We start from the raw sequence: 25,324 nt of genomic DNA, 5'->3' as shown, positions 1-25,324 counted from the left end.
TTTAAAAGAGTGTTGCTTAAAACGCATCAGGTAGGTTATTAAGCTTTGTTTTATCCAATTTCATTTTCCAACAATCCTATCAGATTGAGCATGTCTTTTTCAATTTCCTTATACAATCCATCTTTTTCTAATCCAATTTTTATTAGTATCTCTATATCATTCTGAAATTTATAATCGTATAACTCATCTGGATACATTATTTGAAAAGGTTTTATTCTCAAATATTTAGATATCTTAGGAACAATCGAATACATAAATTGTTCTTGATTCCTCTCCAATCTATTGATGTAATTATAGAGAATGCTAAGATTTTGAAGTTGCAAAAGAATCTCTTTATTTGCTATTAGTTCTAATTTGCCACTTGCGGCCAATTTGTTATAAGAAGATTCCTCATTCTTGAAATCTGAAAAATTAGTGAGTTCAGTTGCTATAATTGCTAAAGTATCTATCTGTTGTTTTTGTAAATCATTTATAATTATTTCACTGGCACGATTATATCGTGATAAATACTTACTATTATAATCGCGATTACCTTTAATTTCATCTAAATCGGCATTTAGCTCCTGTATTAAATCTTTATACAAATTTTGCTCTATTTGTTCAAGATCTTTTGATTGCTTCCAATTATTAATGGACACAGCGATTAGAATTCCGATAACTACAAGTATGATTTCTCCAACGGCATATACCAAGTATTTTCTCAATTTGCTTTCACTAAGCATCTGTTGCCTAACTTTTCTGAAGAGCTTCATCATTAATGATTTAAATTAAAGCAACCATCCTTTTCTTTATAATCTGAAGATAAACCATTTTAAATCAATTCTGTAAACTGGCTATCTACTTTTAATCAACCTACATTTCATTAACAACTCCTTAAGAAATCCACTAGGTGTTTTTGGTATCTTTAGGCGACTAATTAATTCCTAAAATGAAACACCTTTACACGCTATTGATGCTCTTGGCATCCATTCCCTTTTTTGCACAAGAATTTTCCATGGATTTGGTCCAGGATATGAAACCTCGTAACATTGGGCCAGCAGGCATGAGTGGTCGTGTCACTGCTATTGATGTAGTGCATACCAACCCAGATATTATATATGTGGGCACCGCTTCAGGTGGTTTATGGAAATCTACTTCTGGTGGGATTAAATGGGAGCCTATTTTTGACAAAGAAGTTACTGCATCCATTGGAGCAGTTGCCATTCAACAATCCAATCCATCTGTAATTTGGGTGGGGACCGGAGAAGGAAACCCAAGAAACAGCCTCAATGGCGGTTATGGTATTTATAAATCCCTAGATGGTGGAAAAACGTGGAAATCCATGGGCCTTGAAAAAACTAGGCATATTCATAGGGTAATCATTGATCCAACCAATCCAGATGTTGTTTATGCTGGAGCCATTGGTTCGCCATGGGGAATTCACCCTGAACGTGGGGTTTACAAAACCACTGATGGTGGAAAAACGTGGGAAAAAATCTTGTTTGTAAACAATAAAACAGGTGCAGCTGATTTGGTTATGGATCCCTCTAACCCAAATAAGTTGATTGTAGCCATGTGGGAACACAAACGCGACCCTTGGTTTTTTAAATCTGGTGGCGAAGGAAGTGGATTATACATTACTCATGATGGTGGTGATAATTGGAAAAAAATCACCGAAGAAGAAGGTTTTCCAAAAGGAGAATTGGGTAGGATAGGAATCGCTATTGCTCCAAACAAACCCAATATCATCTATGCTCTAGTGGAAGCAAAGAAAAATGCATTATACAAGTCAGTAGATGGCGGCTCTAAATGGAAAAAAATCAATGATAAAAGCGATATTGGCAATAGACCTTTTTATTATTCTGATATCCATGTAGATCCAGAAAATGAGAATAGAGTGTATTCAGTATTTACTTATGTGAACGTTTCTGAGGATGGAGGTAAAAACTTTACGCAGTTAATGCCCGCCTATCAAGTAGATAATGGTGTACACCCTGATCACCATGCATGGTGGATTCATCCAGAAAATGGTCAGTTTATGATTGACGGTAATGATGGAGGGATGAACATTACCAAAGATGGTGGAAAAACATGGCGTTTTATTGGCAACTTGCCCGTTGCACAATTTTATCATATTAACGTTGACAATGAATACCCCTACAATGTTTATGGCGGTATGCAAGACAATGGTTCTTGGAGAGGCCCAGCATATGTATGGCGTGCACAAGGTATACGCAACAGCTACTGGCAAGAAATTGCCTTTGGTGATGGTTTTGATGTTGTTCCAGATTTAGATGACAACCAATTTGGTTATGCCATGAGTCAACAAGGTTTTGTATCGCGTTACGATTGGAAAACGGGGAACAATTATATCGTAAGACCCACTCCACCAGATGCAACAACTAAACTTCGGTTTAATTGGAATGCTGGAATTGGACAGGATCCTTTTGATAATAGCACTGTTTACTTCGGAAGTCAGTTTGTACATAAATCAACCAATAAAGGATTGACTTGGGAAGTGATTTCTCCAGATTTAACCACTAATGACAAGGAAAAACAGAAACAAAGCGAAAGTGGTGGCCTTACCATGGATGCCACGGGAGCTGAAAACCATTGTACTATTTTGGTAATTGAGCCATCGGTTGTGGAGAAAGATATGCTTTGGATAGGCACAGATGATGGTCGTGTACACTACACACAAAACGGAGGAGCAAGTTGGACGGAAGTGACATCCAATATTAAAGGACTTCCTTCAGGCAGTTGGATTCCTCAAATAAAAGCCTCCAAAAAGAATAAAGGAGAAGCCCTATTGATCGCCAACGACTATAGGCGATTCAATTATACTCCATATGCTTATCGAACCAAGGACTATGGAAAAACATGGACTCGAATCGTTGATGGAAATGATGTGGAAAGCTACACCCTTTCCATTGTTGAGGATACTGAAAATCCGAACCTCCTGTTTTTAGGAACAGATGACGGTTTGTACATATCTTTTAATGCTGGAAGTTCATGGCAAAAATGGACTGAAGGTTTCCCAACAGTATCTACCAAAGATTTGGCCATTCAGCCAAGGGAACATGATTTAGTTATTGGTACGTTTGGACGGGCAGCCTGGGTTCTGGATGATATTCGTCCATTAAGGGCATTAGCTAGTAATCCCGAAGTACTAAAGAAAGAAATAAGCCTATTCAAAAGCCCAGATGCGTATCATGCCGCTTACCAACAAGCTACAGGAAGTCGTTTTGGTGGTGATGCCCTTTACAACGGTGAGAATAGAAAGTCTGGAGCTATGATTACCTATTATCTTAAAGAAGGTAACAAAACAGCTAAGGATGAAGAAAAAAAGGATGATAAAGAGGATAAACCTGAAGAAGACGATAAAAAGAAGAAAAAAACAAAGGATTCTATTTTCTTCAAGTTTTATGATGGAGAACGATTAATTCGTACTCTTAAATACAAGACTCCAAAAAAGGCTGGTTTCCACAGAATCTATTGGGAACTTGATGAGAAAGGTCCGGATAGACCAGCAAGAAAAATCAGTAAAAGTAAAACAGAAGAAGGTGGAATTGATGTAAAACCTGGCACTTACAAAGTAAAAGCACATTATGGCGACCTTGTAGACTCTACTTCGGTTACTGTAAAAGCAGACCCAAGGCTTCAAACATCATTAACCTCAATAAATGAGGTGTATGAAATGGGTAAAAAATTACAGGACTACACCCAAACAGCTGCTGATGCCGTAAAGCAATTGGTAAAAAGTAAAGACTTGGCCAATAAATTTCAAAAAGAAATGAAAGAATTGGATAAGGAAAAATACAAAGACCAAATAAAGGAATCCACAAACATTGTTAAGCAAATTGATTCTATAGTGGCCTTGTATTTAGGTAAGGAAGATAAGAGACAAGGAATTACCCGCAATCCAGAAATTAATGTGATGCAACGTTTGAATACTGCTGGTTTTTATACACAAACCAGAAAATCTGGAGTTACCGAAACGGAGAAAAACCTCATTAAATTTGCTGAGGATGAATTAAAATCAGCTTTGGACAAAACCAACAGTTTCTTTAACGAAAAGTGGAAGCCTTATCGTGACTCGGTGGAAGCATTGGATTTATCACCTTTTAAAGAAACAGAAACTTTTAGCATAGATTAAAAAAACCTTTTGTCCCCTCGAGCGCAGTCGAGAGGTGCTTTACTATATATTAAAATTGGGTCTCGACTGCGCTCGACCTGACAATTGTTCATCATATGAAGAGAGTATTTTTACTTTTTACTTTGTTTTCTGTTTTCTTGAGTAACGCCCAACAGGCAGGCGAAGATGAATTGGGTGCATGGTATATGTATTTTGGAACCAATAAGATCGCAGAACGTTTCAGTATTCATACTGAAGCCCAGTTTCGATTTTATGAAACCACGAGTAATTTTAATCAACTATTGCTGCGTACTGGTTTGAACTATCATATTAATCCAAGCGCTATAGCAACTGGAGGGTATGGCTACATATCTACCGATGGTACTTTTTTAGAATTCCCAGGAGAACGGAACAGCAAAGAGCATCGAATCTTTGAGCAATTCATTCTTAAAAACAAGGTTTGGGAGTTGCTTTTTGAACACCGTTACCGATTAGAACAACGCTTTTTAGATTTTGGTACCAGGACTGAAACCCAGCATAGAGCCCGTTATCGTATTCAGGTGACATTGCCGCTTACAGATACCTTCTTCTTGAATTTTTATGATGAGTTATTTATCAATTTGCAAAATGACCTTTTTGGGCAAAATCGTCTTTATGGAGCTTTAGGAATTCATATTACAGAAAACAGCAGTGTTCAATTTGGATATTTACGAAACCAGTTCAGTAATGCCGTTTTTGACCGCTTGCAGATAGGATTCTTCTATAATCCCGACTTAAGAGGTGTATTTAAAAAGAAAAAGACTTCCTCTAATTAAGAAAAGTAACATGGGCCTCCAAAAAGTAACATTCAAAAATACCGAAGGACAAACGCTGGTAGGGCGCTTAGAACTTCCTGTTGACAGACATCCACACAATTTTGCTGTGTTTGCTCATTGCTTTACATGCAATAAAAATTTATTGGCTGTCAAAAACATAGGTAAGGCATTAACTTCTAATGGATTTGGCGTTTTACGTTTTGATTTTACTGGTCTTGGAGAAAGCGAAGGTGATTTTGCGGACACTAATTTTTCAGGTAATGTTGAGGATTTAGTGGCAGCTGCAAAATATCTTGAAGAAAATTACGAAGCCCCCACCTTAATTATTGGACATTCGTTAGGTGGAGCTGCTTCAATCTTTGCCGCTAGTGAAATTTCGTCGATAAAAGCCGTTGCAACTGTTGGAGCTCCCTCAAATCCAGTGCATGTAAAACACTTATTAAAGAGTGGAGTTGAAGAGATTCAATCAACTGGTATGGCAGTAATCAATTTAAGCGGTAGGGATTTCACCATAAAAAAACAGTTTTTGGATGATTTAGAGACTAAATCATTACCAGAAACCGCAAAAGCACTTCGCAAACCACTTTTGATTTTACATTCGCCACAAGACGATACTGTAGTAATTAAGAATGCAGAAGAAATTTACGTTTCTGCCCATCATCCCAAAAGTTTTGTCTCCCTAGATGGAGCGGATCATTTATTATCTAGGAAAGAAGATTCCATTTATGTAGGAGAAGTAATTTCTGGATGGGCCAAGCGTTATTTGGATGTTTCAGAAAAAGCAGATTCCAGATTAAGAACAAAACATCAGGTTGCAGCAAGTTTAGACGGTGAAGATGGTTTTACAACACAAATGAAAGTGGGCAATCATTATATGATTGCAGATGAGCCCACTTCTTATGGGGGCAATGATTTTGGACCTTCCCCGTACGAACTCGTTTCTGCGGGCCTTTCTGCATGTACAGTGATGACAATTCAGATGTATGCAAGAAGAAAAGGGTGGCCAGTGGATAATGTTGAAGTACACACCTCTTACAGTAAATCACATGCGGAAGATTGTGAGAATTGTGAAAGCGACAACGCCAAAATCGATACTTTCCATCGTGAAATTAAATTAACCGGAAATTTAGATGACAAACAAAAGGCGCGCGTTATGCAAATTGCTGATAAATGTCCAGTACACAAAACGCTTCATAGCGAAACTCAGATAATCACAAATCTTGTGTCCTAGCAAGCAAATGTGTCTTACCTAACTAAAGACGCATATGCAGAATGTCAAAATAATCCAATTCCAACTCTATAACGGATGTATGGATTTTACGTAAAGACTTTACGTAATTATATTGGTCTATTGCTCCTCTAAACTTATCTCTTTTAAGGCGATGGTACCCTTTGCAAAAAGATCTTCTCTTTTTGCAGTACCTAAGGAATTCAATATAATTTGAAGGTTGATGAACCAATATATATATTTTTTAGACGCCGTTTTAAGGTTTCCTGTTATTATGATGATAACGTTTTAAAAAAAATATTAGTATTCTAAATTACATAACACATTGATTTAAAACCTTATGTAATTCTAAATCAAATTCATTTATAGTCCTGATTTACTTATCACAAACAAACAATACTATTGACACCTCCTTAAATAATCTGTACCTTAGACAAAACCTAAAAATACTTACGATGAAAAAAATTATTGCGCTTCCTTTGGCGCTAATACTAATTACTGCATTTAGCTGTAAGCAAGCTAAAAAAGAAGCAGAGGCTACTTCTGAGGAAGTTGTTGAAGAAATTATGGAAGAGATAGTTGAAGTTAAATCCATCAAATTTTCAATGGAACCTAAGAGTGATAGCGGTGTTAGTGGAGAAGTCACCTTTACAGAAGAAAATGGAACTGTAGTAATGAAAGCGATACTGTCCGGTCTTACAGAAGGTGAACATGCAATCCATATTCATGAGAAAGCAGATTGCTCATCAGCTGATGGAAAATCTACAGGCGGACACTGGAATCCAACGTTCCAACCACATGCTAAATGGGGAGCTGCAGATGGTTATCATAAAGGTGATATTGGTAATTTTGTAGCTGATGCCGAGGGTAATGCAACGGTAGATTTTGCAACCAAGGAATGGTGTATTGGTTGTGATGACGAAACCAAGAACATAGTTGGCAAAGCGGTCATTGTTCACCAAGGAGTGGATGATTTCACTTCCCAGCCGAGCGGTGCCGCTGGGGCTCGTGTTGCCTGTACAGGAATTATTCAATAACAAATAGTAAAAGAGTTGCTTTTTAGGCAGCTCTTTTTAATATAATTTAAAGCAAACGATAATAACTTAACCCCTGTTTCAAAATGGACATGACAAAAGAATATTCTAATGGGGAAATTTCTGTGGTCTGGAAACCAAAATTATGTGAACATGCAGGAATCTGTATGAAAATGCTGCCCAGTGTTTACAATCCTAAAGAAAAGCCATGGATAAAGGCCGAAAATGCGACTACAGATGAGCTGAAGAATCAAATTGCCAAATGCCCCTCTGGCGCTTTAAGTTACCGTCAACTTAATACTTAAAAAAATGGACTCTGATTACCTACTTATTGACAATGTTGAAGCAAAGGAATTTCAATTTAGAATAGGGGAATCCAATGCTAGGATTGAGTATATAAAGGCCAAAGAAAAAATTTACCTCACCCATACAGAGGTACCTAGAGATTATGAAGGCAAAGGTGTTGGCTCTGAACTTATTAAACAAGCATTGGAATATATCAAGGCTCGTGATTTAACACTAGTTCCTTTGTGCCCCTTTGTTGCTATGTATATTAAAAGACACCCTGAGTGGAAAACCTTGGTCTTAAAGGGAATCAATATAGCTTGATCCCGTATTTTCTTTTTCTTTTGATTTATTCTTAAGGGCAAACAATTCCTTTTAAAGCCTAAAACGTTTCGTCGGGTATTTAGGACTGGCCTTTTATTATTTTTACTTCTGGGAAGCCTGAAGGCCAATAATCCGCAATAAAATCTTCTAAAGTATAGAAAATCGTTACAACAATTTAATTTCTTAAGTTTATGATTCGCATAAGGCAATCATAAAATGAAATCCAACAAATTATCATTCCTCTACACCCTTGTTTTTATACTATTTTCCACTGCATGCGGAAATAAACCCCAAAAACATTCAGAAGAGCAAAAAGAAGAACTGATTACAGTAATAGACAGGTTTAACAAGGCTTTTGCGAATAGCGAAATATCCGTTTTGGAATCTATGGTCACCAATAATTATAGTCACACAAATGGGACTTATGAAGCTATTGACAAAGAAAAGTGGTTTGAATATTTAAAGAAGAGAAGTAAAGAAATTAAAGCTGGCATTTTGACCATCAATAGTTATGAAATGAATCAACTTAAAATTGAATTTCATGATAATACTGCTATCACAACAGCCAAAGTAATAACATCTATTACCAAAAATGGGGAACTTAGTAAAAATGAATACCGAGTGACCAACATATGGGTTTATGAAAATGGGGCTTGGAAAAGAGCTGGTTTTCATGATGGAAAAATACAATAGGGCGAGATGCCCCTTTACATAACTTAATACAAAATAATATGAAACTAGGTGCTTTTTCTATTAGTCTAGCGGTAAAAGATCTTCAGGTTTCCAAGACATTTTATGAAAAAATGGGGTTTACCGTTTTTGCCGGTGAAATGGAACGAAACTATCTTATCATGAAGAATGGCAACTCCCTTGTAGGTCTTTTTCAAGGCATGTTCGAAAACAATATTCTAACCTTTAATCCCGGTTGGGATGAAAATGCGCAAACATTGGAAGCTTTTGATGATGTTCGTACCATTCAAAAAAATCTGAAGAAAAATGGAGTAGCGTTAACATCTGAAGCTGATGAAACCACAACTGGACCTGCAAGTTTTATAGTAATGGATCCAGATGGCAATACTATTCTAATTGACCAACATGTTTAGAATTTCGACAGAATTGAACGATCCCTTTTTATATCTTTGGCCGATTAGCTATGAATTTAGACGACCTCATACTCCAATTTCAGAAAAAGGATAAAACTGCCTTCGAGAAGTTGTACAATATGTATGCAGAAAATATTTGCGGGGTCATCAATACCATCATTAAAGATGTAGAACGATCCCAAGAACTTTGTCATGATGTATTTATTAAGATATGGGATAAATCTGATAATTATGACGCATCCAAAGGGCGTTTCTTTACCTGGATTTTAAATATAGCTCGGAATACTGCAATCGATGAACTGCGCTCAAAAACCCATAAAAATCAAAAGAAAAACCTCCCTGTACATTCTTTCGTAGGTATCTATGAAAATAGTGAGGATTTAAATGACAAAATTGATACTATTGGACTGCAATCCTTGTTGAAAGGGTTAAAGAACAAGTGTATCCTCTTGATAGATTTGCTTTACTTTAAAGGATATACACAAAAAGAAGTATCTAAAGAACTAAAAACACCTATTGGCACGATTAAAACACGTTTACGCAGTTGTATTTCCGAATTAAGGAAGAACACAAGATTATAAATGGATATTGAAAAGTACATAGCGTCCGGAATTTTAGAACTCTACATTGCTGGAGCACTTAGCCCAGAAGAGAATTTAGAGGTGCAGCACTATGCCATACAATATCCTGAAATTCAAAAAGAAATTGAGGCCATTGAAGCTGCAATGTTACAGCTTACCAAAACGGTCTCTCCGGGATTACCCGCGGATGGTTTTAAGAGATTAAAACCCGAACTAGATGACGTACTTCCATTTTTGCCAACGGCTTCAGAAAAGAAAACTCCTTGGAGCAGCTACTTAGGATGGGCAGCCTCCCTGCTATTGGCGGTAGGTCTTTTATGGGTGTATCTGGAAAACAACAATCTGAAATCGGAAATAGAGATTACCAATAAAGAAAAGCAAAGTCTAGAAGAAATTCTTTCAGATGTTCGCGATGAGGTAGCAGATAAAGAAACGTTGCTACAGGCATTACGAGATAAAAATGTTACTGTAATAGATTTAGGTGGACAAACAATATCCCCAAGATCATATGCCAAGGCCTATTGGAACAAGGAAGAAGAAAACGTCATTATTGATGCTCAAGGTCTACCCGAACCCCCAGATGGTTATGCATATCAAGTATGGTCTTTAAAGTTAGATCCGTTGACTCCTACCAGCATTGGTCTTCTGAAAGATTTTGTAGCTGACAACAATAAATTGTTTACACTTCCTAATCCTAACGAAACCGAAGCTTTTGGAATTACGCTAGAACCTGAAGGAGGTAGTAATACCCCTAACTTAGAACAATTGTATACACTAGGCGCCGTTGGTCCCTAATACCTTTTTTTCTTAACGAATTGATAAAGTATAAATACCGATTGTAGTTTTTAATTATATTTACGTAACTAGTTACGTAAATTATCATGAATCAAGATTTTCTTCCAGAATTGCAACATTTAGGCTTTACTGCCCGTATAAAACGATTGAATGAAAAAATAGTGTCCAGTACCATAGACCACTATTCTAGTTTAAATTTAAAAATTGAACCCAACTGGCATGTTATCTTTTTGCTTTTAAAACAAAGGGGGAAGCTTACCGTAACCGAAATAGCGAATGCTTTGGGGTTCTCGCATCCAGCAATGATAAAAATAACCCGTAAAATGAAAGACCAAGGTTATTTAGACACTTTTAAAGATGACACGGATGGTAGAAAAACCCTTATTCAACTTTCCAAAAACGGGCAAAAAGCACTACCTGTTTTTGAAGCGGAATGGAATAGAATTCAAAAAGTATTGCAAGAGGTCGTGAACGATGATTTTCTTGAAAAACTGACTCAATTGGAGCAGGAACTGCAAAAACAAAGTTTTAAGGAGCGTTATAATGCTCGTTTTTCTCCCAAAAATTCACATGAAGCATTTACAATAAGGAATGCGAAACTATCAGAGTTTAAAGAAATAGGAAAATTGATGGTCAATGTCTACTCTGATCTAGAAGGATTCCCAAAAGCAAATGAGCAACCCCAATATTACAATACTCTGGCCAACATTGGGGATTTTACAAAGAAACCTGATTCCGAACTCCTGATTGCAATATCATCTAGCGGAGAAATCTTGGGAGCCGTTCTTTATTTTAGTGATATGCATTATTATGGTTCCGGAGGAACTGCCACTTTAGAAAAAAACGCATCCGGTTTTAGGCTTCTAGCGGTAAGCAATTCTGCAAGAGGATTAGGAGTAGGAAAGGCGTTAAGTATGACTTGCATAGAAAATGCCAAAAAGAAAGGACACAAACAAGTTATAATCCACACTACTGAATTTATGAAAGTTGCTTGGGGTATGTATGAAAAACTCGGGTTTAAAAAATCTGAAGATTTGGACTTTAAACAAGGAAATCTGCAAGTTTATGGGTTTAGACTAAATCTGAAGTAAATTAGCCAAAGAATATGTCTTTAATGCTAATTTAAAATGAGCAATTCTAATTTAACCCAGAGCCAGGAGTTGACCACCCATTTTTTTAGAAATGAGTATGGAAAACTTGTTGCGGTCATTACTGGTTATTTAGGGACAGAAAATATTGAAACAGCTGAAGACATTGTGCAAGAGGCCTTGCTAAAAGCAACAGAACATTGGGAAATGCGCGGCATTCCTGAAAACCCCAAAGCTTGGCTATACACTACCGCAAAGAACATTACTTTAAATATTCTTAAACGTAAAAAATACCAACGTGAGTACACCAATACTATTCAAAGGCCACGGTTAGACGAAACATTTTCTTTTTCTGAAGAGATAATAGAAGATAGTCAACTAAAAATGATGTTTTCCTGTTGTCATCCTTCAATAGCAGAAAACTCCCAAATTGCACTCATTTTAAAGATTTTATCAGGTTTTAGTATTGCTGAAATAGCCAATGCTTTCTTTTCTAACGAGCAAACAATAAACAAACGGCTGGTGCGCGGAAGAAAACAAATGCGTAATGTCGTCATTGACCTTAAGTCAAAAAATGTCATCGAAGAACGTTTAGACTCGGTGCTAAAGACCATCTACTTAATTTTTACCGAAGGCTACTTTCCTTCCCATAAAAACAATGTTATTCGTTTTGACCTCTGTTTAGAGTCCATCCGTCTGGTAAAACTATTGACAGAAAGCATCAATATTAAAAACAAAACAGATTGCTACGCGCTTTTGGCATTAATGTATTTTAATATATCCAGGTTTAATTCCCGCGTTTCTTTAGAAGGTGAAATCATCGATTTAAAAGAGCAAGATAGATCAAAGTGGGATTCTCAACTTATCCAGTCAGGAACCCAATACTTGGATAGAATTACCCAAGGTAATACCATAAGCAAATACAGTATTTTAGCCACTATATCGGCAAATCACTGCATTTCAATGTCTTATGAAAAAACCAATTGGACAGAAATATTATCTCTTTATGACCAATTGTTACTTTTGGAAGATTCTCCCATTGTACATTTAAACCGTATTGTTGCTTTTTCTGAGGTTGAAGGAAATAAGAAAGCTATTGAAGAATTGCTCCAATTGGAAGCAAGATCAGACATCGCCAATTATTATCTCTATCATTTCACTTTGGCTGAGTTATATAAAAAATGTTCCCAGTTGAAAAAAGCACAACAGTGTTATAAACAAGCATTGAATTTGGCCAGTAATGACAGGGATAAGGAACTTTTACAAAAAAAAATCAAAAAGCTTGTCCTTATTCCTCCATCTCAATTGTCTTAGGGGCAAATCTTAATTTAAAACAACGTATTATGAGAGAATTTCTATTACTCATCAGAAGTGAGGAAGAGCCTAAAGCCAGTCTATCACCAGAACAAATGCAACAGCATATTGAAAAAATTGGAGGGTATTTAAAAAAACTTACTGAAGAAGGCCGAATGAAATCTGCGCAACCTTTGGAAATGGAGGGCACGATGCTATCGTATAAGAATGGTCAAATTGTTGATGGCCCATACAATGAAACCAAAGAAATTATTTCTGGGTACTACCATTTATTGGCTGAAAATTTGGATGAAGCCATAGCAATTGCCAAACAAGACCCTAGATTTGAAGAAGGCATTTGGCGTATGGAAGTAAGACCAATAAAACATGTAGAGGGCATTAACTAAAAAGTGTCAAAAACGAAAACGGCTTGGTTACCCAAGCCGTTTTTTTGTTACTAAACCAAATCTATAATTTTACACCTACTCCAAAACCAATAATCCAAGGGTTGATGTCAACATCCGCACCTACTGTTGCGCCAAGTGCTGTAGTGGCGTTTATAGTTGCATCTGTACTCAAGAACAGTTTTTTAACATCAACATTTAAAAACCATTTATCATTGAGCATATAGTCAAAACCACCTTGCAATGCATAACCAATGGAAGTGTCATAATCTACGTCATCAGCTACTGGACCTTCATCTACCCCATAAAAGAGGGTTAAGTTTAATCCTGCTCCTAAATATGGCACTAAATCTCCTCCAGTAAAGTGATATTGTCCTGTTAAAGTAGGAGGAAGCAACCATACGTGACCTAAATCTATATCACCTACTGAGGTTCCAACAGCTTCAACATCATGCTTTGCGGTAGCTAAAATCAATTCTACTGACCAATTTTCATTAAAGAAGTAAGAAATGTCAAGTTCTGGCACAAAAGCAGTGGATATTGATGCATCTCCACCAATAGCATCGATATCTGCACTTTCATCAGGTGTTACAACAATTCCTCTTAATCTAAATTGCCATTTACTACCGTTGTCATTTGCTACTTGGTCCTGTGCTATTGCGAAGTTCATAGAACTCAATAGTACTACCATTAAAGAAATTCCTATTTTTTTCATTGTTCTGTGTTTTTAAATTTGGTCAAAACTAGTCCACTGCTCCTTCAGAGAACATGATCTTTATCATTGTTCAAAAAATTGTACTTCTGAGTTTTTTTTTGATAAAACCTTAATTTTAAAAGCTCTTAGACAAGAAAATATAAATGGGTAATTTGCAATATTTAAAACTATGAAATCACTATGCAGGATATGACATTATACAAAACTCAAATCTTAATTACGGCCATCTTGTTGGTTGTCATTTTGGTGTTGAATTCTTTAAGTAAAAGAGCAATACGGAGATTTGGTAGAACGAGTGCTATAAACATGAACAATAGAAAAATTATCTTCTATCTCAGTAATTTGTTTTTTTATGGATTGGCCATAGTAGTGATTACTTTAATCTGGGGTGTCAATCTACAAGAATTCTCAGTTTTCATTTCCTCTATCCTAGCCATAGTGGGTATTGGCTTTGTTGCACAATGGTCTATACTCTCAAATTTAACCGCAAGTGTTATTTTGTTTTTTAGCCATCCTTTGCGATTGGGAGACAGGATCAGAGTTATGGACAAAGATTTTGATTGGACAGGAAAAGTGGAGGACATTAGCGGTTTTTACCTTTTTATGAGAACAGATGATGGAAGAAAGATTTCCATTCCAACCAATTTGGTAATCCAAAAGGGTATTGAAATTCTTCAGTCCGATGAAGAAGTGAATACAATTGAAAGTTGAATAAACACGCCACGGCAAAAACCATGGCGCATTTAAAAACAACCTACAACCAAACAACAACCTTTATAATATATATGTGTATTGTAAACTCAAGTTACCCTACCTCTAAAAAACATACCTAAGCCCTGTCCTTACTGAAAATGGCGTTCCTGGAGTAAAATGAATTTCCTCTACAGATCTTTCCTCCCCCGCTAATCTTGAGTTTGTTACAAATTGCGCTTCTTTCCATTTTGCATTGAACATATTTTCTATACCAAAGATTAAGGAGATATTATTGTTAACTGCATAATTTAAACTCATATCGGTTACAAAATACCCGTTTGCAGTAATTGAAAAATCCTCATTGGCAGGACGATTCCCAAGATATCTATAGGTCAGTCCTCCTGAAAAGTTCTTCATTTTTGACAACTGTAAACCTCCAGACAGGGTAAAACCAGGTGCTAAAGGAATGTAATCCATACCCTCTTCAGCTTCCAAGCTTCGTGCGTGGCTATAGGTAACATCAGCATATAAAAAAACATGTTCGTTTATCTGCGAACGTAATCCCAAATCCACTCCATAACGAGCAGATTTCCCATTTGGTTCCACTATCCCCTCGTCACCTACATAAACAAACTCCTGGTCTGAATGAAGCGTCCATAATGCTGCATTAAACAATAAGCCTTCAATGGGCTTCCAAATAATTCCAATATCCGCTCCATAAGATTTTGGAAGTTTTTGATCTGTATTTTGTAAAATGGTCCTGGTATCATTACTATGGAACCCTACTCCAGATTTTAAATAAAATTGAATTCTGTTATTTGGAGTATAAGCCATATTGAATTTGGGAGTGAAAAGAACATCTCCAGTTTTTTCATTAGTAGGTGAATTTTGAAGAAAATCTGAATATTCAAACGTAAACCTATCTAGTCTAAGTCCGAGATTCACCAACCAACGATTCCATTTAAATTTTCCAGATAAAAACGCATAAGCATTTCTTTCTGAAACATTACCCAATTGAATGTTTTGAAGAGTTGTATTTCTGTTAAGGGTACGTGAAAGCTCATTGTCCTTGATACGGTCATTGCGAAGACCAGTTCCAGTTGTGACTGTAAGCGATTTATCCTCTAAATAAATAGTCTTACTAAGATTTAGATTAAGGCCTGAGACAAAACGATTTTCTTCTTGTTTTATTTGATCACCATTTACCGGATCATTAAGGAAAAATGTGAAATTAGAAAATAGTTGAAATTGATAGTTACTGGTAAATGCAGCCAACTTTAAAGCAATATCATTTTCAAAAGCCTTACTAAAACCAAGGTTGATAGATGTACGCGAAGTTGTACCTCCTTCCGTATCATCTATGCTGCCAAATCTACCTATCAATCCACTAGCCACAGCTCTTTCAGGAATTTGTCCAGAAGCGTTCCAAGTACTTTGAAAATGGTTTGCAGCTATTGTCAATCTGCTACTACTCGAAAACAAATGGTTGTATTTACCAAAGAGATTAATTCTTTCAAAATCCTGTGGTGATTCAAAATACCCTTCAGAAGTGATAATCTCAGAAGCAATATATGCTTTGTCATTACTCGTATTCAGAACATTAAACATCCCTAAGCCTCTTTTTAATCCAAAACTACCCAGTTGTATCTCTGCAACGTTTTTATTTAAAATAGTTTTGGTTTCAAAATCTACGTAACCGGCAGTATTAAAATTCCCCTTTTCAGCGTAGTATGGGCCTTTCCCAAAATCTACACTTTTAATGCTTTCGGGTATTAAAAAATGTAAATCCGCATACCCTTGGCCATGAGCGTGAGAGACCATATTTACCGGCATTCCATCTACATTTATGCTGATATCCGTGCCGTGATCCAAATCAAAGCCCCTGAGGAACATTTGTTCCGCCTTTCCTCCGCCAGCATGCTGACCAATAAATAAGCCCGGAACTTTCCTTAGAATCTCCTGAGATGATTTAACGGGGGTCATTGCCAAATCAACATCTACAACCTCATTTAATATGTTGAGAGTAGGGCGCACAATAACTTCCTTAAGTTGATATGTATCTTCACTCATAACAATTAAAAAATCAGTGTTTAAAGTTTTATTGGTTACCAGAATTAATTCTTTTTTATATCCTAAGGCACCAACTTCAAGGGAGTCACCAATTTTGGTGTCTTCCAATTTAAACTTCCCGCTTACATTTGAGTAGCAAAATATTTTTCTGGTTTTATTGACAACATATGCCTCTGAAATTGGTTTGCCCATATCATCCATGATTTTTCCTGAAAAACTGGTTTGGCAAAACATAGGCCATACACATAATAGAAAAACCTGCATCAACAACCCTTGTTTTTTAAATATTCTCTTGCCTTTCATCAATCAAACAGTCTATAAATTAAGAATTTGGCTTTCTTTATTTGGTCCTAACTCATAAATAGCCCCTAGCAGTTCTTCTTTCAATTCTGCAACCTTAATTTTGGTCCCGTTGGCCTTGTAGATTTCAGCTGCATGTTGCAGAATTGTTGGTTCAAAAGTTTTACCAATAATATGGTTTTCAACAAGTTCCAAGGCTTTTTCCTTTTCTCCCCTTTTGAAAAAACTGTAGGCCAATAAATCATATGACTCTGGTGTTTGTCTATTCTCAACTTCTATTTTGGCCAATTCCAATGCTTTATCGTTAGCTTGTAATTCGTTCAAATAAAAATCTATGTTGTAGCTATTGTACATATCACCATATGCCTCATTTTGCACTAAAATGTAGTAGTCATCATAAGCTTTCATTTTAAGCAATTCATCACCAATAAACTCGGCTATTTCAGCTTTCAACAAATAGTAATCAGGTGATTTATGGGTTTCTAAAACCGCATCCAGAATGCGAAGGGCCTCTTTTCCATTTCTTTCATGGGAGAACACTATCCAAGCAATTCCTTTTTTTGCATATGCATTTTGATTATCCAGTTCCAAAGCTTTTAAATAGTTTTGATATGAATCTTCAATACGCCCTGCATGCCCATAATAATCCGCCAAATTGGTATATGACCATATTAACAAACTTCTGTTCTTTGAGGATTCTGCTTTGTTAGCAGCCTTTTCCATTAAACGGATTGTGGTATTCAAATCTCCTTTATGGTCGTTCCATTTTGCCAATCGAATTAAGTACCCAAAGTCTGACATGTTTTGAATACTGTCCAAGTATTTTTCTGCTTCATTATAATTGCCCAACTCCAAATGGATATCAAATAATAAACTTTGGGATTCTTTAAGCCCACTTCCCAAATCAAGAGCAGATTCGGCCAATTCCAAAGCTTCTTTGAATCTATGTTGTGATATATAGTTACGCGCTAGTGCCCTTCTATATCCTGCTTTGCCAATCGCCGCTATGTTTACAGCTTTTGTGAGTGCTTGTTCTGCTTTTTTTAAATAGTGTATATCCCCTGTGCTTTGAAAAAAACGATTATACTCGCTCGCAACATTACCGAAACTCAATAATTGCAAACTGTCCTGTTTTATTTTGGAGTTCCATAGTTCAAAATATTTTGAAGTCGTTTTTACTGGTTCAACCACTAAGTAACGGTTATAATCTTTTTTGTTTGTTTTAAAGTTTGATTCTTGCTGGCAAGAAACCACAAGAACTACCACTAAAAACCATAGTGCATATTTCATTTTTGTATGTTTTGTTGTAGTTGTTGTTTTAATTAAGGGGAGAGGACTTTGTCCTCTCCCCTTCCCTTTCATAGCAATTACTCAGGATTTCCTAAATAAGGGAAAGTTGTAGAAATATCAGCTGTTAAGCCTACTCCATCTGAAGTTAATCTAGGTAGGTCTGACATACCGTCATCATCCAAGTCCTGTCCACTGAAACGGTTTCCTTCTGCTCCTCCAAAGAATAATATCAACGACACGTCAATAATATCGTCATTAGGAGTTCTTCCCGTTAAAGCCACCTCGTCACCATCTGGAACCAAAATGCGTCCGTCATTGTCAAAATCAGTACCTGGATTAAAGTACGTAGTTGGTAAGTCTGGAGCTACCTCCAATACATCCGCAGCTAAAACTGTAGTGAGTGTGGTGATATCCAACCCAAGAATGTTGTTTTCATAGTTTACCGCAGTCGGGTCCAAGCCTAATTTATTGGCATACACATCATGATACTGTTCCAATCTGTTTTCAAAACCTGCTTGAAAGATGCTTACCATCTCTGATGGGATAGATACGTTATGCGCATCTTTCACACTTGGTTGACCATCCAAATCAAAACTCAAAGTAGTGTTGATTCCTGGTCTGCCCATAAAATCTACTTGATCAAAGGTTCCAGAAAAATCCACACCCATCATATCATCGCCGCCCATCATATCATCATCCATCATCATGTCATCGTCCATCGCCATATCATCTGGCGTCATTACATCATCATCATTATTACAGGCCACCACCAAACTCAATATAAATAGTGAAGCCAATATATTTTTAATCTGTTTAAGTCTCATGTTCTTTTATTTAAGATGTTTAATTATTGCTTTTTGTTCGTTGTCACCCAAGTCTTGTATACATTGAGTCCCAGTGCATTTGTTGCAGTGGGGATGCCTAGCATACTGTTTGGAATTTCAATGGCAATGGAAAGTGTGTTGGCTCCATCAAATGCATCTGATGCTTCTTCAGGGGCAAAAAACCCACCTGGAGCGGAATCCACTTCTGGAGAGATTACCGCATTGAACTGAAAGAAGTCAAAGAAAAAAGGATCTTGTCTAGGCCCCGCAAATAAAGAAACACCATCTGATGTAGTTTCCACAATAGGTGTAGATCCAGATATCTCTACATTGCCAAGAGCGGCATCAGTTAAAACCTGACTACTTAATCCAGTTGCAGAAGGCGCAACAGGTCCAAAGAAATACATTTTACCATCTCTAGCGATAGTCTGAATAACTTTATCTTCCACCAAATCCCCATCCAAGTCAATGTTGATTTCCGTAAGAACATCCTCATCAAAACTACCATAGGCGAGTTCTGGTAAGACATCAGATTGAAGATCTACAATAAAAACGGTGTTATCCGAACCTTCACTTGGCTCAAACGCAAAAAAATCAGCAATATCGGCGGTGGTACCTCTAGAAGAAGGCGCATCTATATGATCCGCAGCCACCAACGCTATTGTTGTAAGGACCAACGCCCCCATGCCTGTTAAATACTTAGTTGTTTTTCTCATTTTTAATTTACTTTTTATGTTTATTACGTTCCTACCTACGGAACCTTTGAAAAGAGGGTTTGGTTTTTATATGTTAAAAAAATCTTAATCTTTTTTAAGGTAAAAGGTTGACAGTTCTTGGTAATAAGTCTTTTAATTTGCGTTATTTTGAATCACAAACGATAACCTAATGAACCCCTCTTCTTCTGGTTGGATTAACAAGTTTGGGCATCTGGTCCAAAAAGAAGCAGCATGTTTTCCTGATTTTGAAAGTTTGTACCAAGAATTGAAAAGGAATGGATTTGTCTATGGCATACATTTAGATATTCCTTCATTTATTGATGTAGAACATACATTGACCGAAGATGAAATTGCTAAGATCAATTTGCTCACTGCTCTTTATTTTACCTTTAGATTTGAAAAAGGGAAAGCCGACTTTGAACTCTTTGTAAACACTGTTTTTCAGTACTATCAATCTTTGGAAGTGAGTAAAATATCTTTTCTGAACAAGATATTGACCGGAAAGCAAACCGAATCCCAGTTAGAAAAGCTCATAGACACTAGAATCTATTTAGAAGGGAATGCATTTAACAGAGCTTTTGGCAATAGCCTTACCAACTCATTGCTATATGTAGATATATTGATTTTCAGGGTTTATCTTCAGGGGTATACCTCTATAATGGAGCATGCGCAGTTATTGGAATATGTGACTATTAACATTGCGTACCATGCGCTAAATTCCAAAGAAAAGAATAAAGCGGATGCTAAACTTATCCAACTTTTAGCTTCCTCCTTAACATACATAAACTTGGATGAAGCAAAAATAGATGGCACCTATAGAGATTTATTGAAGCAAAATTTCACTGCGTGTGAAAAGGATTATTTTTTGGATATGGCCTGCTTAACCATATGGGAAGATAAGTCTTTGGACTATACAGAATCCGATTATATTTTGGGTCTTGGAATTGACTTGGAAAAGTCTGAAAAAGAAGTAAAATTTTCATTGGATTTTGTTAAAGAATTCTTTAAAAAAAATAGCTATAAAATTAGCTACTTAAAGGATAAAAATTTGGCTGTTCAATTCTATGATGGAATGTCCAAAAATGTGAGCAAATTAATTTTAAGAAATAGTAAAAGATTAAAAAAAGAGCTCACTGAAAGTAAAGAACTAGTAACCCTATTATCCAAATCCGCAGTAAAGGAATTAAACAAAGAAGAAAAGAAAAAAGTTCAAAACCAGCTACTGGACATTTTCAAAACCATTCCCTCATTGGCCATTTTCATGTTACCTGGAGGCGCCGTTTTATTACCTATTTTCATCAAGTTAATTCCTAAATTACTACCTTCTGCTTTTGATGACAACCGTATTGATGAAAACTAATGCTTTTTAACTAAAAAAGCTGCTATAAGAAAAATTGATGATTGTTTATTTAATACTTCATTATATTGATAATCAATTTTTTAAAAATCATTATTCCAACCATAACTTAAAGTCCCTTACTCGCTCCCTACTCACAATAATCTCTTGCTCATTAAAGTGATTTAGCTTGATTTGCAGTCTCGAATTTGTATAAGAAATGATATCTTTTATATGATTTATGTTCACATAAAATTTTCTACTCACCCTAAAGAAAACCGTTGGTGACAACTCCCCTTCCAACTGCTCCAATGTAGTATCTAATAAATAATTTCTACCGTCAGATGTTGCTGCATATGTGCCTTTGTTCTCACTGTAAAAACATTCTACCTCATCTGCATTTATAATTTTTAGATGCTGCCCTACCTTGACCGTAAATCGTTTTTTGTACTCACGTTCCAGAGGGTTGACCAACAACTTTTTTATATCATTAAAATCAACAGAAATCCTTTGACTTTCTGGCTTAAAATCTCGATACTTTTTTACCGCACTTTCAAGGTCTTCATCGTCTATAGGTTTTAGTAAATAATCAATGCTATTTAACTTGAATGCTTGAAGCGCATATTCATCAAAAGCCGTGGTGAAAATAATAGCACTTTTCACTTCAATAAAGTCAAATATTTCAAAGGAAAGACCATCAGATAATTGAATGTCCAAAAAAATCAAATCTGGATGTGGGTTATTTTGAAACCACTCAATTGATTCTTCAACAGAATGAAGCATCGTGGAAACATCTACATTCAATTCTGCGAGTAAACGATTTAATCTTCTAGCTGCTGGTTTTTCATCTTCAATAATGATTACGTTCATTTTTTAAGTTTAAAGAGTTTAGAATTTAGGGATATCGCTCTCTTCCCCTTCTATATATTTTTGAATCTGTCTTTCTTCCCATTTTTTAACTAAAGGATGGCTGAACACTTTTGTAGCATGTATGGCCAGGAATATTCCCCAGATTATGGGGGTGGATATTATATTCCAGTTTATCCATTGTGTTAAATCTGTATTTTGTATATCATTACTTTCAAAGTACCCTAGAAAGTAAGCTTTAATGCCCAACAGAATAAGGTTGACTATTATGTATATAGATAAATGGGAATAAAACTTTTTAAGCTTGGCCACTCTTTTTTTGGCACTCTCCATACTCGTCTCCATTTTTTCCATCTTATTTATATTTATCCATTTCTTTTTTGTCTTCCTCTATATATTTTTGAATCTGCTTCTCTTCCCATTTCTTTCCAAAAAGTGGATTGAAATCGAAAACCTTTGAAGCGTGAAAGAAAATACCAATTCCCCATGCAAATAGCGTAACAAAATGGCCCCATTCCCAAAAATTGTCTGAGCGTAAATATATATTTACAAGAATAAATGCATTTACCGCAACGTAAATAACCAAGTGAATATAAAAGCCTTTTAGTTCCTCAACTTGTTTTTTGGCTCGTTTTAGCTTGTCTTTTTCAAAATTTTCCATGACTATTTCCATTTTTTTGTACCCTCTTCCTCTTGCATAAACTGCTTAATCTTCTTTTCTTCCCAACCCTTGCCAAAAAATGGGTTTAAGTTAAAAGTACCGATGGCATGGAAAAGAACTCCAATTCCCCATCCAAAAGCAGCCCATAAGAACCACATATACCTAAATCCATTTGTTAAGTAGTTGATTAGGGCCAAGGCCGAAATCACCATAATATATGTCCAAAGATTGGCGTAGAATTTTTTAAGCACGTCTACTCGCTCTTTCGCCTTTATATATCTATTTTCTTTATTTAAGTTTTCCATGTTGGTTGTTTTACTAAATCTACATTTAAATATACTGATTCATTAGAATTCTTCCCGATTCATAAATTCTCTTATTTTACGTTCTTCCCAGTTTTTACCTAATATCGGATTATATCCGTAGGTACACATCCAATGGCTAATTAATCCTATTCCCCAACCTACAGCTGGAAAAATGACCCATGGAAAACTTGTTGTGCTATAATTGAGATACGCTAAAATTGGAATTACAATACAGTAAATCAATAAGTTGGAATAAAAGGATTTCAATTTCTTAATTCTTTCTTTTGCTCTTTTAAACTTGTATTCATTTAAGTTTTCCATAATGTATGTTTTTGATTGATTATTCATTTTTTAATTACACATCAAACTTCGTGATATAGGAAGACTCTCAGAAAAGTAGATTCGTGAACTGTTATTTTTGATGGATGAGTTGTGGAATCGGAATAAAAATGGAAAGAAACTGAGCTTTATAAAGAGAATTAAAAATCATCTTTGTCCATCAACTCTTGAATTTTTCGTTCTTCCCAACGTTTGCCCCAGAGTGGATTGTAACCATGCGCTTCCATACCGTGCGCTATAACCCCAAATCCCCAACCTATGGTCGGGAACAAAGCCCATAGAAAGTCCGTGGTCCTTAAATTTAACCACCACAGAAAGGGAATTACAATGCAATACGTAATTAAATTGGTGTAGAAATCTTTTATTGCCTTCATACGTTCCTTGGCTTTCAAGTATCGTTTCTCAGCAATATGTGTTTGTTGCGTTTGCATTACAGATAGTTGCGTGGTTAGCATAGGTATCGCTACACTAAAACTAGAAGCTGTTTTAGCAATGTTCACCTGCCTATCCGTTAAAATCTCATAGCGTTGTTTTATATTTTGAAGCCCTACACCACTGCTTTTTTTGACTACTTGCTTTTCTTGAAGATTATTACTTACCACAAGCATTCCCTCTTCCTCACTCACTTTAATATGAAGAGGCTTGGAAGCAGTGACCACGTTATGCTTTACAGCGTTTTCAAGCAACAATTGCAAGGACAAGGGAACTATTCTTGCTTCCGGCATACTTGATTTGTCAGGGATGTCAAAAACGATGCTGTCCTCAAAACGCATTTTAAGTAACCTCACATAGGTTCTGGCAAAATTGAGTTCCTCATCAACAGTTACTAGATCTTTGTTTTTCTGTTCCAAGACATATCGATAGACCTTGGATAATGAAGTGGTGAATTTCTGTGCTTGGTTTGGATCCTCTTCTATTAGACTGGTTAATACATTCAAACTATTAAAGAGAAAATGTGGATCTAATTGATTCTTAAGTGCATCAAAACGAGCTGAAGCAGTACCAGCAATGATTTTTTGTTTTTTGACCTCTTTCTTTTGTAATGCACGATAAAAATAGAAGGCATGAGTAAACAATGAGGCAATTAATGTAATTATTAAAGCAACGATATAAGAATCCCATTGCTCTTTCTCATTCTCGATAAATACCAAAATGGTATTCCCTGTGAAATAATAATAAATACAAAAACGTAAAAACCCAAAAACGACAAGTGTGAGTACAAGAGCTCCAATAGCGCCTATCCATAAACGTTTTCGGGGGCTATCCTCCCATTTATAACGACGGTTTAAAAAATCATGGAAATAAGAATTCACAGCTGTCAAACCAAATGAGAAAACAAAACTTATCACTACTTGTTGTGTGATATATTCTAAAGAAAAATCACCATTCCCAAAAACAAAAATGCTAAGAATGGCAATAAAAACTGTGATTATTAAAGAAAGTCCTAAAACTTTCAAAAAGCTTTTCATATTCTATGATTTACATTGCTCCAAGACCTGTTCAGCTCTGTCTTTTCCCCATCCAGGATAGAATGGTGTTTCGGACTTAAAGGTAGCAAAAAGTTCCAAAGCTCTTTCCACATCTTTGCAGTAGGGCGCAGTGTCTTGCCCAAAGTATCTTGCACTTCCCATATCCCATTCTGCTTTGGAAAATACTACACGAGGGTTTTCTGGGGCAATGGCAAAGGCTTGCTGGTAGAGCTGCACATTCTTCCCTGATAAGGTCATTCCGTAAGTTGCACCATCATATGCAATCCAAGCTGTATTTATCATTGCTTCTTGCACTAATATCTCTGGATTCTCTGGTGATATGGCCTTAGCCAAATCTAAAAATTCTTTGGCCTTTTCCAGTTGTTTCGACAATTTTTCAAAATCCTTTTCCCCAAAAGAGCTAATTGTATTTATCTGTGCCACATAATAATGGGGCAACCAATTGTCTTGTTCTGCCATTGCTATACGCTCAAACAGGTTAGAGGCCTCTATAGGTTTCTGATCTTGCCAGAGTTCAAAGGCCTTTTCCATTCCTTTGGAATATTGATCCTGTGCGCTAATAACGCCAATAAATAATAAGACTAAAATTTTTGCCAGTGTTTGCATAACTGTTCGTTTTTTGATTATTGTTTCAACAAAATTGCACTTAGCAAA

The 25,324-nt window shown here is 36.1% G+C and carries 28 protein-coding genes; 15 read left to right on the top strand and 13 right to left on the bottom strand.

What is annotated here, in order from left to right:
- Window positions 1–50: 50 nt before the first annotated feature.
- A complete protein-coding gene (locus tag SJY44_RS09590) occupies window positions 51–752 on the bottom strand; it encodes a DUF6090 family protein (RefSeq protein ID WP_396589541.1) in 702 nt (233 codons plus the stop codon).
- A 176-nt stretch (window positions 753–928) separates the two neighbouring features.
- On the opposite strand from SJY44_RS09590, the gene SJY44_RS09585 reads away from it, so the two are divergent.
- The 13 genes from SJY44_RS09585 (at window position 929) to SJY44_RS09525 (ending at window position 13,067) form a co-directional block, all read left to right on the top strand.
- Entirely contained in the window at window positions 929–4,135 is a 3,207-nt protein-coding gene (locus tag SJY44_RS09585; protein ID WP_396589540.1) for a WD40/YVTN/BNR-like repeat-containing protein, read from the top strand.
- A gap of 95 nt (window positions 4,136–4,230) precedes the next feature.
- Window positions 4,231–4,929, top strand: coding sequence for a DUF2490 domain-containing protein (locus SJY44_RS09580; RefSeq protein ID WP_396589539.1), 699 nt, complete (start codon window positions 4,231–4,233; stop codon window positions 4,927–4,929).
- Window positions 4,930–4,939: 10 nt separating this feature from the next.
- Window positions 4,940–6,160, top strand: coding sequence for an alpha/beta fold hydrolase (locus tag SJY44_RS09575; RefSeq protein WP_396589538.1), 1,221 nt, complete (start codon window positions 4,940–4,942; stop codon window positions 6,158–6,160).
- A gap of 452 nt (window positions 6,161–6,612) precedes the next feature.
- Entirely contained in the window at window positions 6,613–7,194 is a 582-nt protein-coding gene (locus SJY44_RS09570) for a superoxide dismutase family protein (RefSeq protein WP_396589537.1), read from the top strand.
- 83 nt (window positions 7,195–7,277) lie between these two features.
- A complete protein-coding gene (locus tag SJY44_RS09565; RefSeq protein WP_396589536.1) occupies window positions 7,278–7,496 on the top strand; it encodes a (4Fe-4S)-binding protein in 219 nt (72 codons plus the stop codon).
- A gap of 4 nt (window positions 7,497–7,500) precedes the next feature.
- On the top strand, window positions 7,501–7,800 hold the full coding sequence (locus SJY44_RS09560) for a GNAT family N-acetyltransferase (protein WP_396589535.1): 300 nt from the start codon (window positions 7,501–7,503) through the stop codon (window positions 7,798–7,800).
- A 216-nt stretch (window positions 7,801–8,016) separates the two neighbouring features.
- The gene (locus SJY44_RS09555) at window positions 8,017–8,493 is read left to right on the top strand and encodes a nuclear transport factor 2 family protein (RefSeq protein ID WP_396589534.1); all 477 of its coding nucleotides are present in this window, start codon (window positions 8,017–8,019) and stop codon (window positions 8,491–8,493) included.
- Window positions 8,494–8,531: 38 nt separating this feature from the next.
- Window positions 8,532–8,903: a VOC family protein gene (locus SJY44_RS09550; protein ID WP_298925174.1), complete on the top strand. Its 372-nt coding sequence runs from the start codon at window positions 8,532–8,534 to the stop codon at window positions 8,901–8,903.
- Between the two features lie 50 nt (window positions 8,904–8,953).
- Window positions 8,954–9,484, top strand: a complete 531-nt coding sequence (locus SJY44_RS09545) for a sigma-70 family RNA polymerase sigma factor (protein WP_298925172.1) — start codon at window positions 8,954–8,956, stop codon at window positions 9,482–9,484.
- Window positions 9,485–10,279, top strand: a complete 795-nt coding sequence (locus tag SJY44_RS09540; protein ID WP_396589533.1) for an anti-sigma factor domain-containing protein — start codon at window positions 9,485–9,487, stop codon at window positions 10,277–10,279.
- Between the two features lie 86 nt (window positions 10,280–10,365).
- Window positions 10,366–11,370: a bifunctional helix-turn-helix transcriptional regulator/GNAT family N-acetyltransferase gene (locus tag SJY44_RS09535; RefSeq protein ID WP_298925168.1), complete on the top strand. Its 1,005-nt coding sequence runs from the start codon at window positions 10,366–10,368 to the stop codon at window positions 11,368–11,370.
- Window positions 11,371–11,406: 36 nt separating this feature from the next.
- Window positions 11,407–12,681, top strand: coding sequence for an RNA polymerase sigma factor (locus SJY44_RS09530; protein ID WP_396589532.1), 1,275 nt, complete (start codon window positions 11,407–11,409; stop codon window positions 12,679–12,681).
- A 29-nt stretch (window positions 12,682–12,710) separates the two neighbouring features.
- Window positions 12,711–13,067 carry a YciI family protein gene (locus SJY44_RS09525; RefSeq protein ID WP_298925162.1) on the top strand — a complete coding sequence of 119 codons (357 nt, stop codon included), beginning with the start codon at window positions 12,711–12,713 and terminating at the stop codon, window positions 13,065–13,067.
- 61 nt (window positions 13,068–13,128) lie between these two features.
- Here the strand turns inward: SJY44_RS09525 and SJY44_RS09520 are convergent, their stop codons facing one another.
- Complete coding sequence (locus SJY44_RS09520; protein ID WP_298925160.1) at window positions 13,129–13,779, bottom strand: OmpW family outer membrane protein; 651 nt, start codon at window positions 13,777–13,779, stop codon at window positions 13,129–13,131.
- 180 nt (window positions 13,780–13,959) lie between these two features.
- On the opposite strand from SJY44_RS09520, the gene SJY44_RS09515 reads away from it, so the two are divergent.
- Window positions 13,960–14,490, top strand: a complete 531-nt coding sequence (locus SJY44_RS09515) for a mechanosensitive ion channel domain-containing protein (protein ID WP_396589531.1) — start codon at window positions 13,960–13,962, stop codon at window positions 14,488–14,490.
- A 105-nt stretch (window positions 14,491–14,595) separates the two neighbouring features.
- Here SJY44_RS09515 and SJY44_RS09510 read toward each other — a convergent pair whose 3' ends face one another.
- From SJY44_RS09510 to SJY44_RS09495, 4 genes are all read right to left on the bottom strand, one after another.
- A complete protein-coding gene (locus SJY44_RS09510) occupies window positions 14,596–16,845 on the bottom strand; it encodes a TonB-dependent receptor (protein WP_396589530.1) in 2,250 nt (749 codons plus the stop codon).
- A gap of 12 nt (window positions 16,846–16,857) precedes the next feature.
- Window positions 16,858–18,132 (bottom strand): tetratricopeptide repeat protein, encoded by a 1,275-nt coding sequence (locus SJY44_RS09505; RefSeq protein WP_396589529.1) that lies wholly within the window; start codon window positions 18,130–18,132, stop codon window positions 16,858–16,860.
- Between the two features lie 77 nt (window positions 18,133–18,209).
- Complete coding sequence (locus SJY44_RS09500; RefSeq protein ID WP_396589528.1) at window positions 18,210–18,956, bottom strand: hypothetical protein; 747 nt, start codon at window positions 18,954–18,956, stop codon at window positions 18,210–18,212.
- Window positions 18,957–18,979: 23 nt separating this feature from the next.
- Entirely contained in the window at window positions 18,980–19,672 is a 693-nt protein-coding gene (locus tag SJY44_RS09495; protein WP_396589527.1) for a DUF4331 family protein, read from the bottom strand.
- Between the two features lie 169 nt (window positions 19,673–19,841).
- On the opposite strand from SJY44_RS09495, the gene SJY44_RS09490 reads away from it, so the two are divergent.
- Window positions 19,842–21,032 (top strand): LETM1-related biofilm-associated protein, encoded by a 1,191-nt coding sequence (locus SJY44_RS09490; RefSeq protein WP_298925141.1) that lies wholly within the window; start codon window positions 19,842–19,844, stop codon window positions 21,030–21,032.
- A 90-nt stretch (window positions 21,033–21,122) separates the two neighbouring features.
- Here SJY44_RS09490 and SJY44_RS09485 read toward each other — a convergent pair whose 3' ends face one another.
- The 7 genes from SJY44_RS09485 to SJY44_RS09455 all read right to left on the bottom strand — a co-directional run bounded on the left by SJY44_RS09485 (window position 21,123) and on the right by SJY44_RS09455 (window position 25,276).
- Window positions 21,123–21,878, bottom strand: a complete 756-nt coding sequence (locus SJY44_RS09485; protein ID WP_298925138.1) for a LytTR family DNA-binding domain-containing protein — start codon at window positions 21,876–21,878, stop codon at window positions 21,123–21,125.
- An 18-nt stretch (window positions 21,879–21,896) separates the two neighbouring features.
- Complete coding sequence (locus SJY44_RS09480) at window positions 21,897–22,229, bottom strand: 2TM domain-containing protein (protein ID WP_396589526.1); 333 nt, start codon at window positions 22,227–22,229, stop codon at window positions 21,897–21,899.
- A 1-nt stretch (window position 22,230) separates the two neighbouring features.
- The gene (locus tag SJY44_RS09475) at window positions 22,231–22,536 is read right to left on the bottom strand and encodes a 2TM domain-containing protein (protein ID WP_298925133.1); all 306 of its coding nucleotides are present in this window, start codon (window positions 22,534–22,536) and stop codon (window positions 22,231–22,233) included.
- A gap of 2 nt (window positions 22,537–22,538) precedes the next feature.
- Entirely contained in the window at window positions 22,539–22,841 is a 303-nt protein-coding gene (locus SJY44_RS09470) for a 2TM domain-containing protein (protein WP_396589525.1), read from the bottom strand.
- A gap of 42 nt (window positions 22,842–22,883) precedes the next feature.
- A complete protein-coding gene (locus SJY44_RS09465; protein WP_298925127.1) occupies window positions 22,884–23,162 on the bottom strand; it encodes a 2TM domain-containing protein in 279 nt (92 codons plus the stop codon).
- Between the two features lie 158 nt (window positions 23,163–23,320).
- Window positions 23,321–24,649, bottom strand: a complete 1,329-nt coding sequence (locus SJY44_RS09460; protein WP_396589524.1) for a 2TM domain-containing protein — start codon at window positions 24,647–24,649, stop codon at window positions 23,321–23,323.
- Window positions 24,650–24,652: 3 nt separating this feature from the next.
- Entirely contained in the window at window positions 24,653–25,276 is a 624-nt protein-coding gene (locus SJY44_RS09455; protein WP_396589523.1) for a hypothetical protein, read from the bottom strand.
- Between the last annotated feature and the right edge of the window lie 48 nt (window positions 25,277–25,324).

The sequence above is a fragment of the Allomuricauda sp. R78024 genome (assembly GCF_044596045.1).
In the GTDB taxonomy this organism is placed as follows: Bacteria; Bacteroidota; Bacteroidia; order Flavobacteriales; family Flavobacteriaceae; genus Flagellimonas.
This window is presented reverse-complemented; position numbering and strand designations above follow the sequence as displayed.

Coding starts and splice junctions, on each gene's coding strand:
- SJY44_RS09470 (WP_396589525.1), bottom strand. CDS start 22,841: ATGGAAAACTTAAATAAAGAAAATAGATATATAAAGGCGAAAGAGCGA.
- SJY44_RS09580 (WP_396589539.1), top strand. CDS start 4,231: ATGAAGAGAGTATTTTTACTTTTTACTTTGTTTTCTGTTTTCTTGAGT.
- SJY44_RS09495 (WP_396589527.1), bottom strand. CDS start 19,672: ATGAGAAAAACAACTAAGTATTTAACAGGCATGGGGGCGTTGGTCCTT.
- SJY44_RS09490 (WP_298925141.1), top strand. CDS start 19,842: ATGAACCCCTCTTCTTCTGGTTGGATTAACAAGTTTGGGCATCTGGTC.
- SJY44_RS09530 (WP_396589532.1), top strand. CDS start 11,407: ATGAGCAATTCTAATTTAACCCAGAGCCAGGAGTTGACCACCCATTTT.
- SJY44_RS09555 (WP_396589534.1), top strand. CDS start 8,017: ATGAAATCCAACAAATTATCATTCCTCTACACCCTTGTTTTTATACTA.
- SJY44_RS09460 (WP_396589524.1), bottom strand. CDS start 24,649: ATGAAAAGCTTTTTGAAAGTTTTAGGACTTTCTTTAATAATCACAGTT.
- SJY44_RS09550 (WP_298925174.1), top strand. CDS start 8,532: ATGAAACTAGGTGCTTTTTCTATTAGTCTAGCGGTAAAAGATCTTCAG.
- SJY44_RS09475 (WP_298925133.1), bottom strand. CDS start 22,536: ATGGAAAATTTTGAAAAAGACAAGCTAAAACGAGCCAAAAAACAAGTT.
- SJY44_RS09545 (WP_298925172.1), top strand. CDS start 8,954: ATGAATTTAGACGACCTCATACTCCAATTTCAGAAAAAGGATAAAACT.
- SJY44_RS09500 (WP_396589528.1), bottom strand. CDS start 18,956: ATGAGACTTAAACAGATTAAAAATATATTGGCTTCACTATTTATATTG.
- SJY44_RS09535 (WP_298925168.1), top strand. CDS start 10,366: ATGAATCAAGATTTTCTTCCAGAATTGCAACATTTAGGCTTTACTGCC.
- SJY44_RS09590 (WP_396589541.1), bottom strand. CDS start 752: ATGAAGCTCTTCAGAAAAGTTAGGCAACAGATGCTTAGTGAAAGCAAA.
- SJY44_RS09485 (WP_298925138.1), bottom strand. CDS start 21,878: ATGAACGTAATCATTATTGAAGATGAAAAACCAGCAGCTAGAAGATTA.
- SJY44_RS09540 (WP_396589533.1), top strand. CDS start 9,485: ATGGATATTGAAAAGTACATAGCGTCCGGAATTTTAGAACTCTACATT.
- SJY44_RS09525 (WP_298925162.1), top strand. CDS start 12,711: ATGAGAGAATTTCTATTACTCATCAGAAGTGAGGAAGAGCCTAAAGCC.
- SJY44_RS09565 (WP_396589536.1), top strand. CDS start 7,278: ATGGACATGACAAAAGAATATTCTAATGGGGAAATTTCTGTGGTCTGG.
- SJY44_RS09570 (WP_396589537.1), top strand. CDS start 6,613: ATGAAAAAAATTATTGCGCTTCCTTTGGCGCTAATACTAATTACTGCA.
- SJY44_RS09515 (WP_396589531.1), top strand. CDS start 13,960: ATGCAGGATATGACATTATACAAAACTCAAATCTTAATTACGGCCATC.
- SJY44_RS09480 (WP_396589526.1), bottom strand. CDS start 22,229: ATGGAAAAAATGGAGACGAGTATGGAGAGTGCCAAAAAAAGAGTGGCC.
- SJY44_RS09455 (WP_396589523.1), bottom strand. CDS start 25,276: ATGCAAACACTGGCAAAAATTTTAGTCTTATTATTTATTGGCGTTATT.
- SJY44_RS09520 (WP_298925160.1), bottom strand. CDS start 13,779: ATGAAAAAAATAGGAATTTCTTTAATGGTAGTACTATTGAGTTCTATG.
- SJY44_RS09505 (WP_396589529.1), bottom strand. CDS start 18,132: ATGAAATATGCACTATGGTTTTTAGTGGTAGTTCTTGTGGTTTCTTGC.
- SJY44_RS09575 (WP_396589538.1), top strand. CDS start 4,940: ATGGGCCTCCAAAAAGTAACATTCAAAAATACCGAAGGACAAACGCTG.
- SJY44_RS09465 (WP_298925127.1), bottom strand. CDS start 23,162: ATGGAAAACTTAAATGAATACAAGTTTAAAAGAGCAAAAGAAAGAATT.
- SJY44_RS09560 (WP_396589535.1), top strand. CDS start 7,501: ATGGACTCTGATTACCTACTTATTGACAATGTTGAAGCAAAGGAATTT.
- SJY44_RS09510 (WP_396589530.1), bottom strand. CDS start 16,845: ATGAAAGGCAAGAGAATATTTAAAAAACAAGGGTTGTTGATGCAGGTT.
- SJY44_RS09585 (WP_396589540.1), top strand. CDS start 929: ATGAAACACCTTTACACGCTATTGATGCTCTTGGCATCCATTCCCTTT.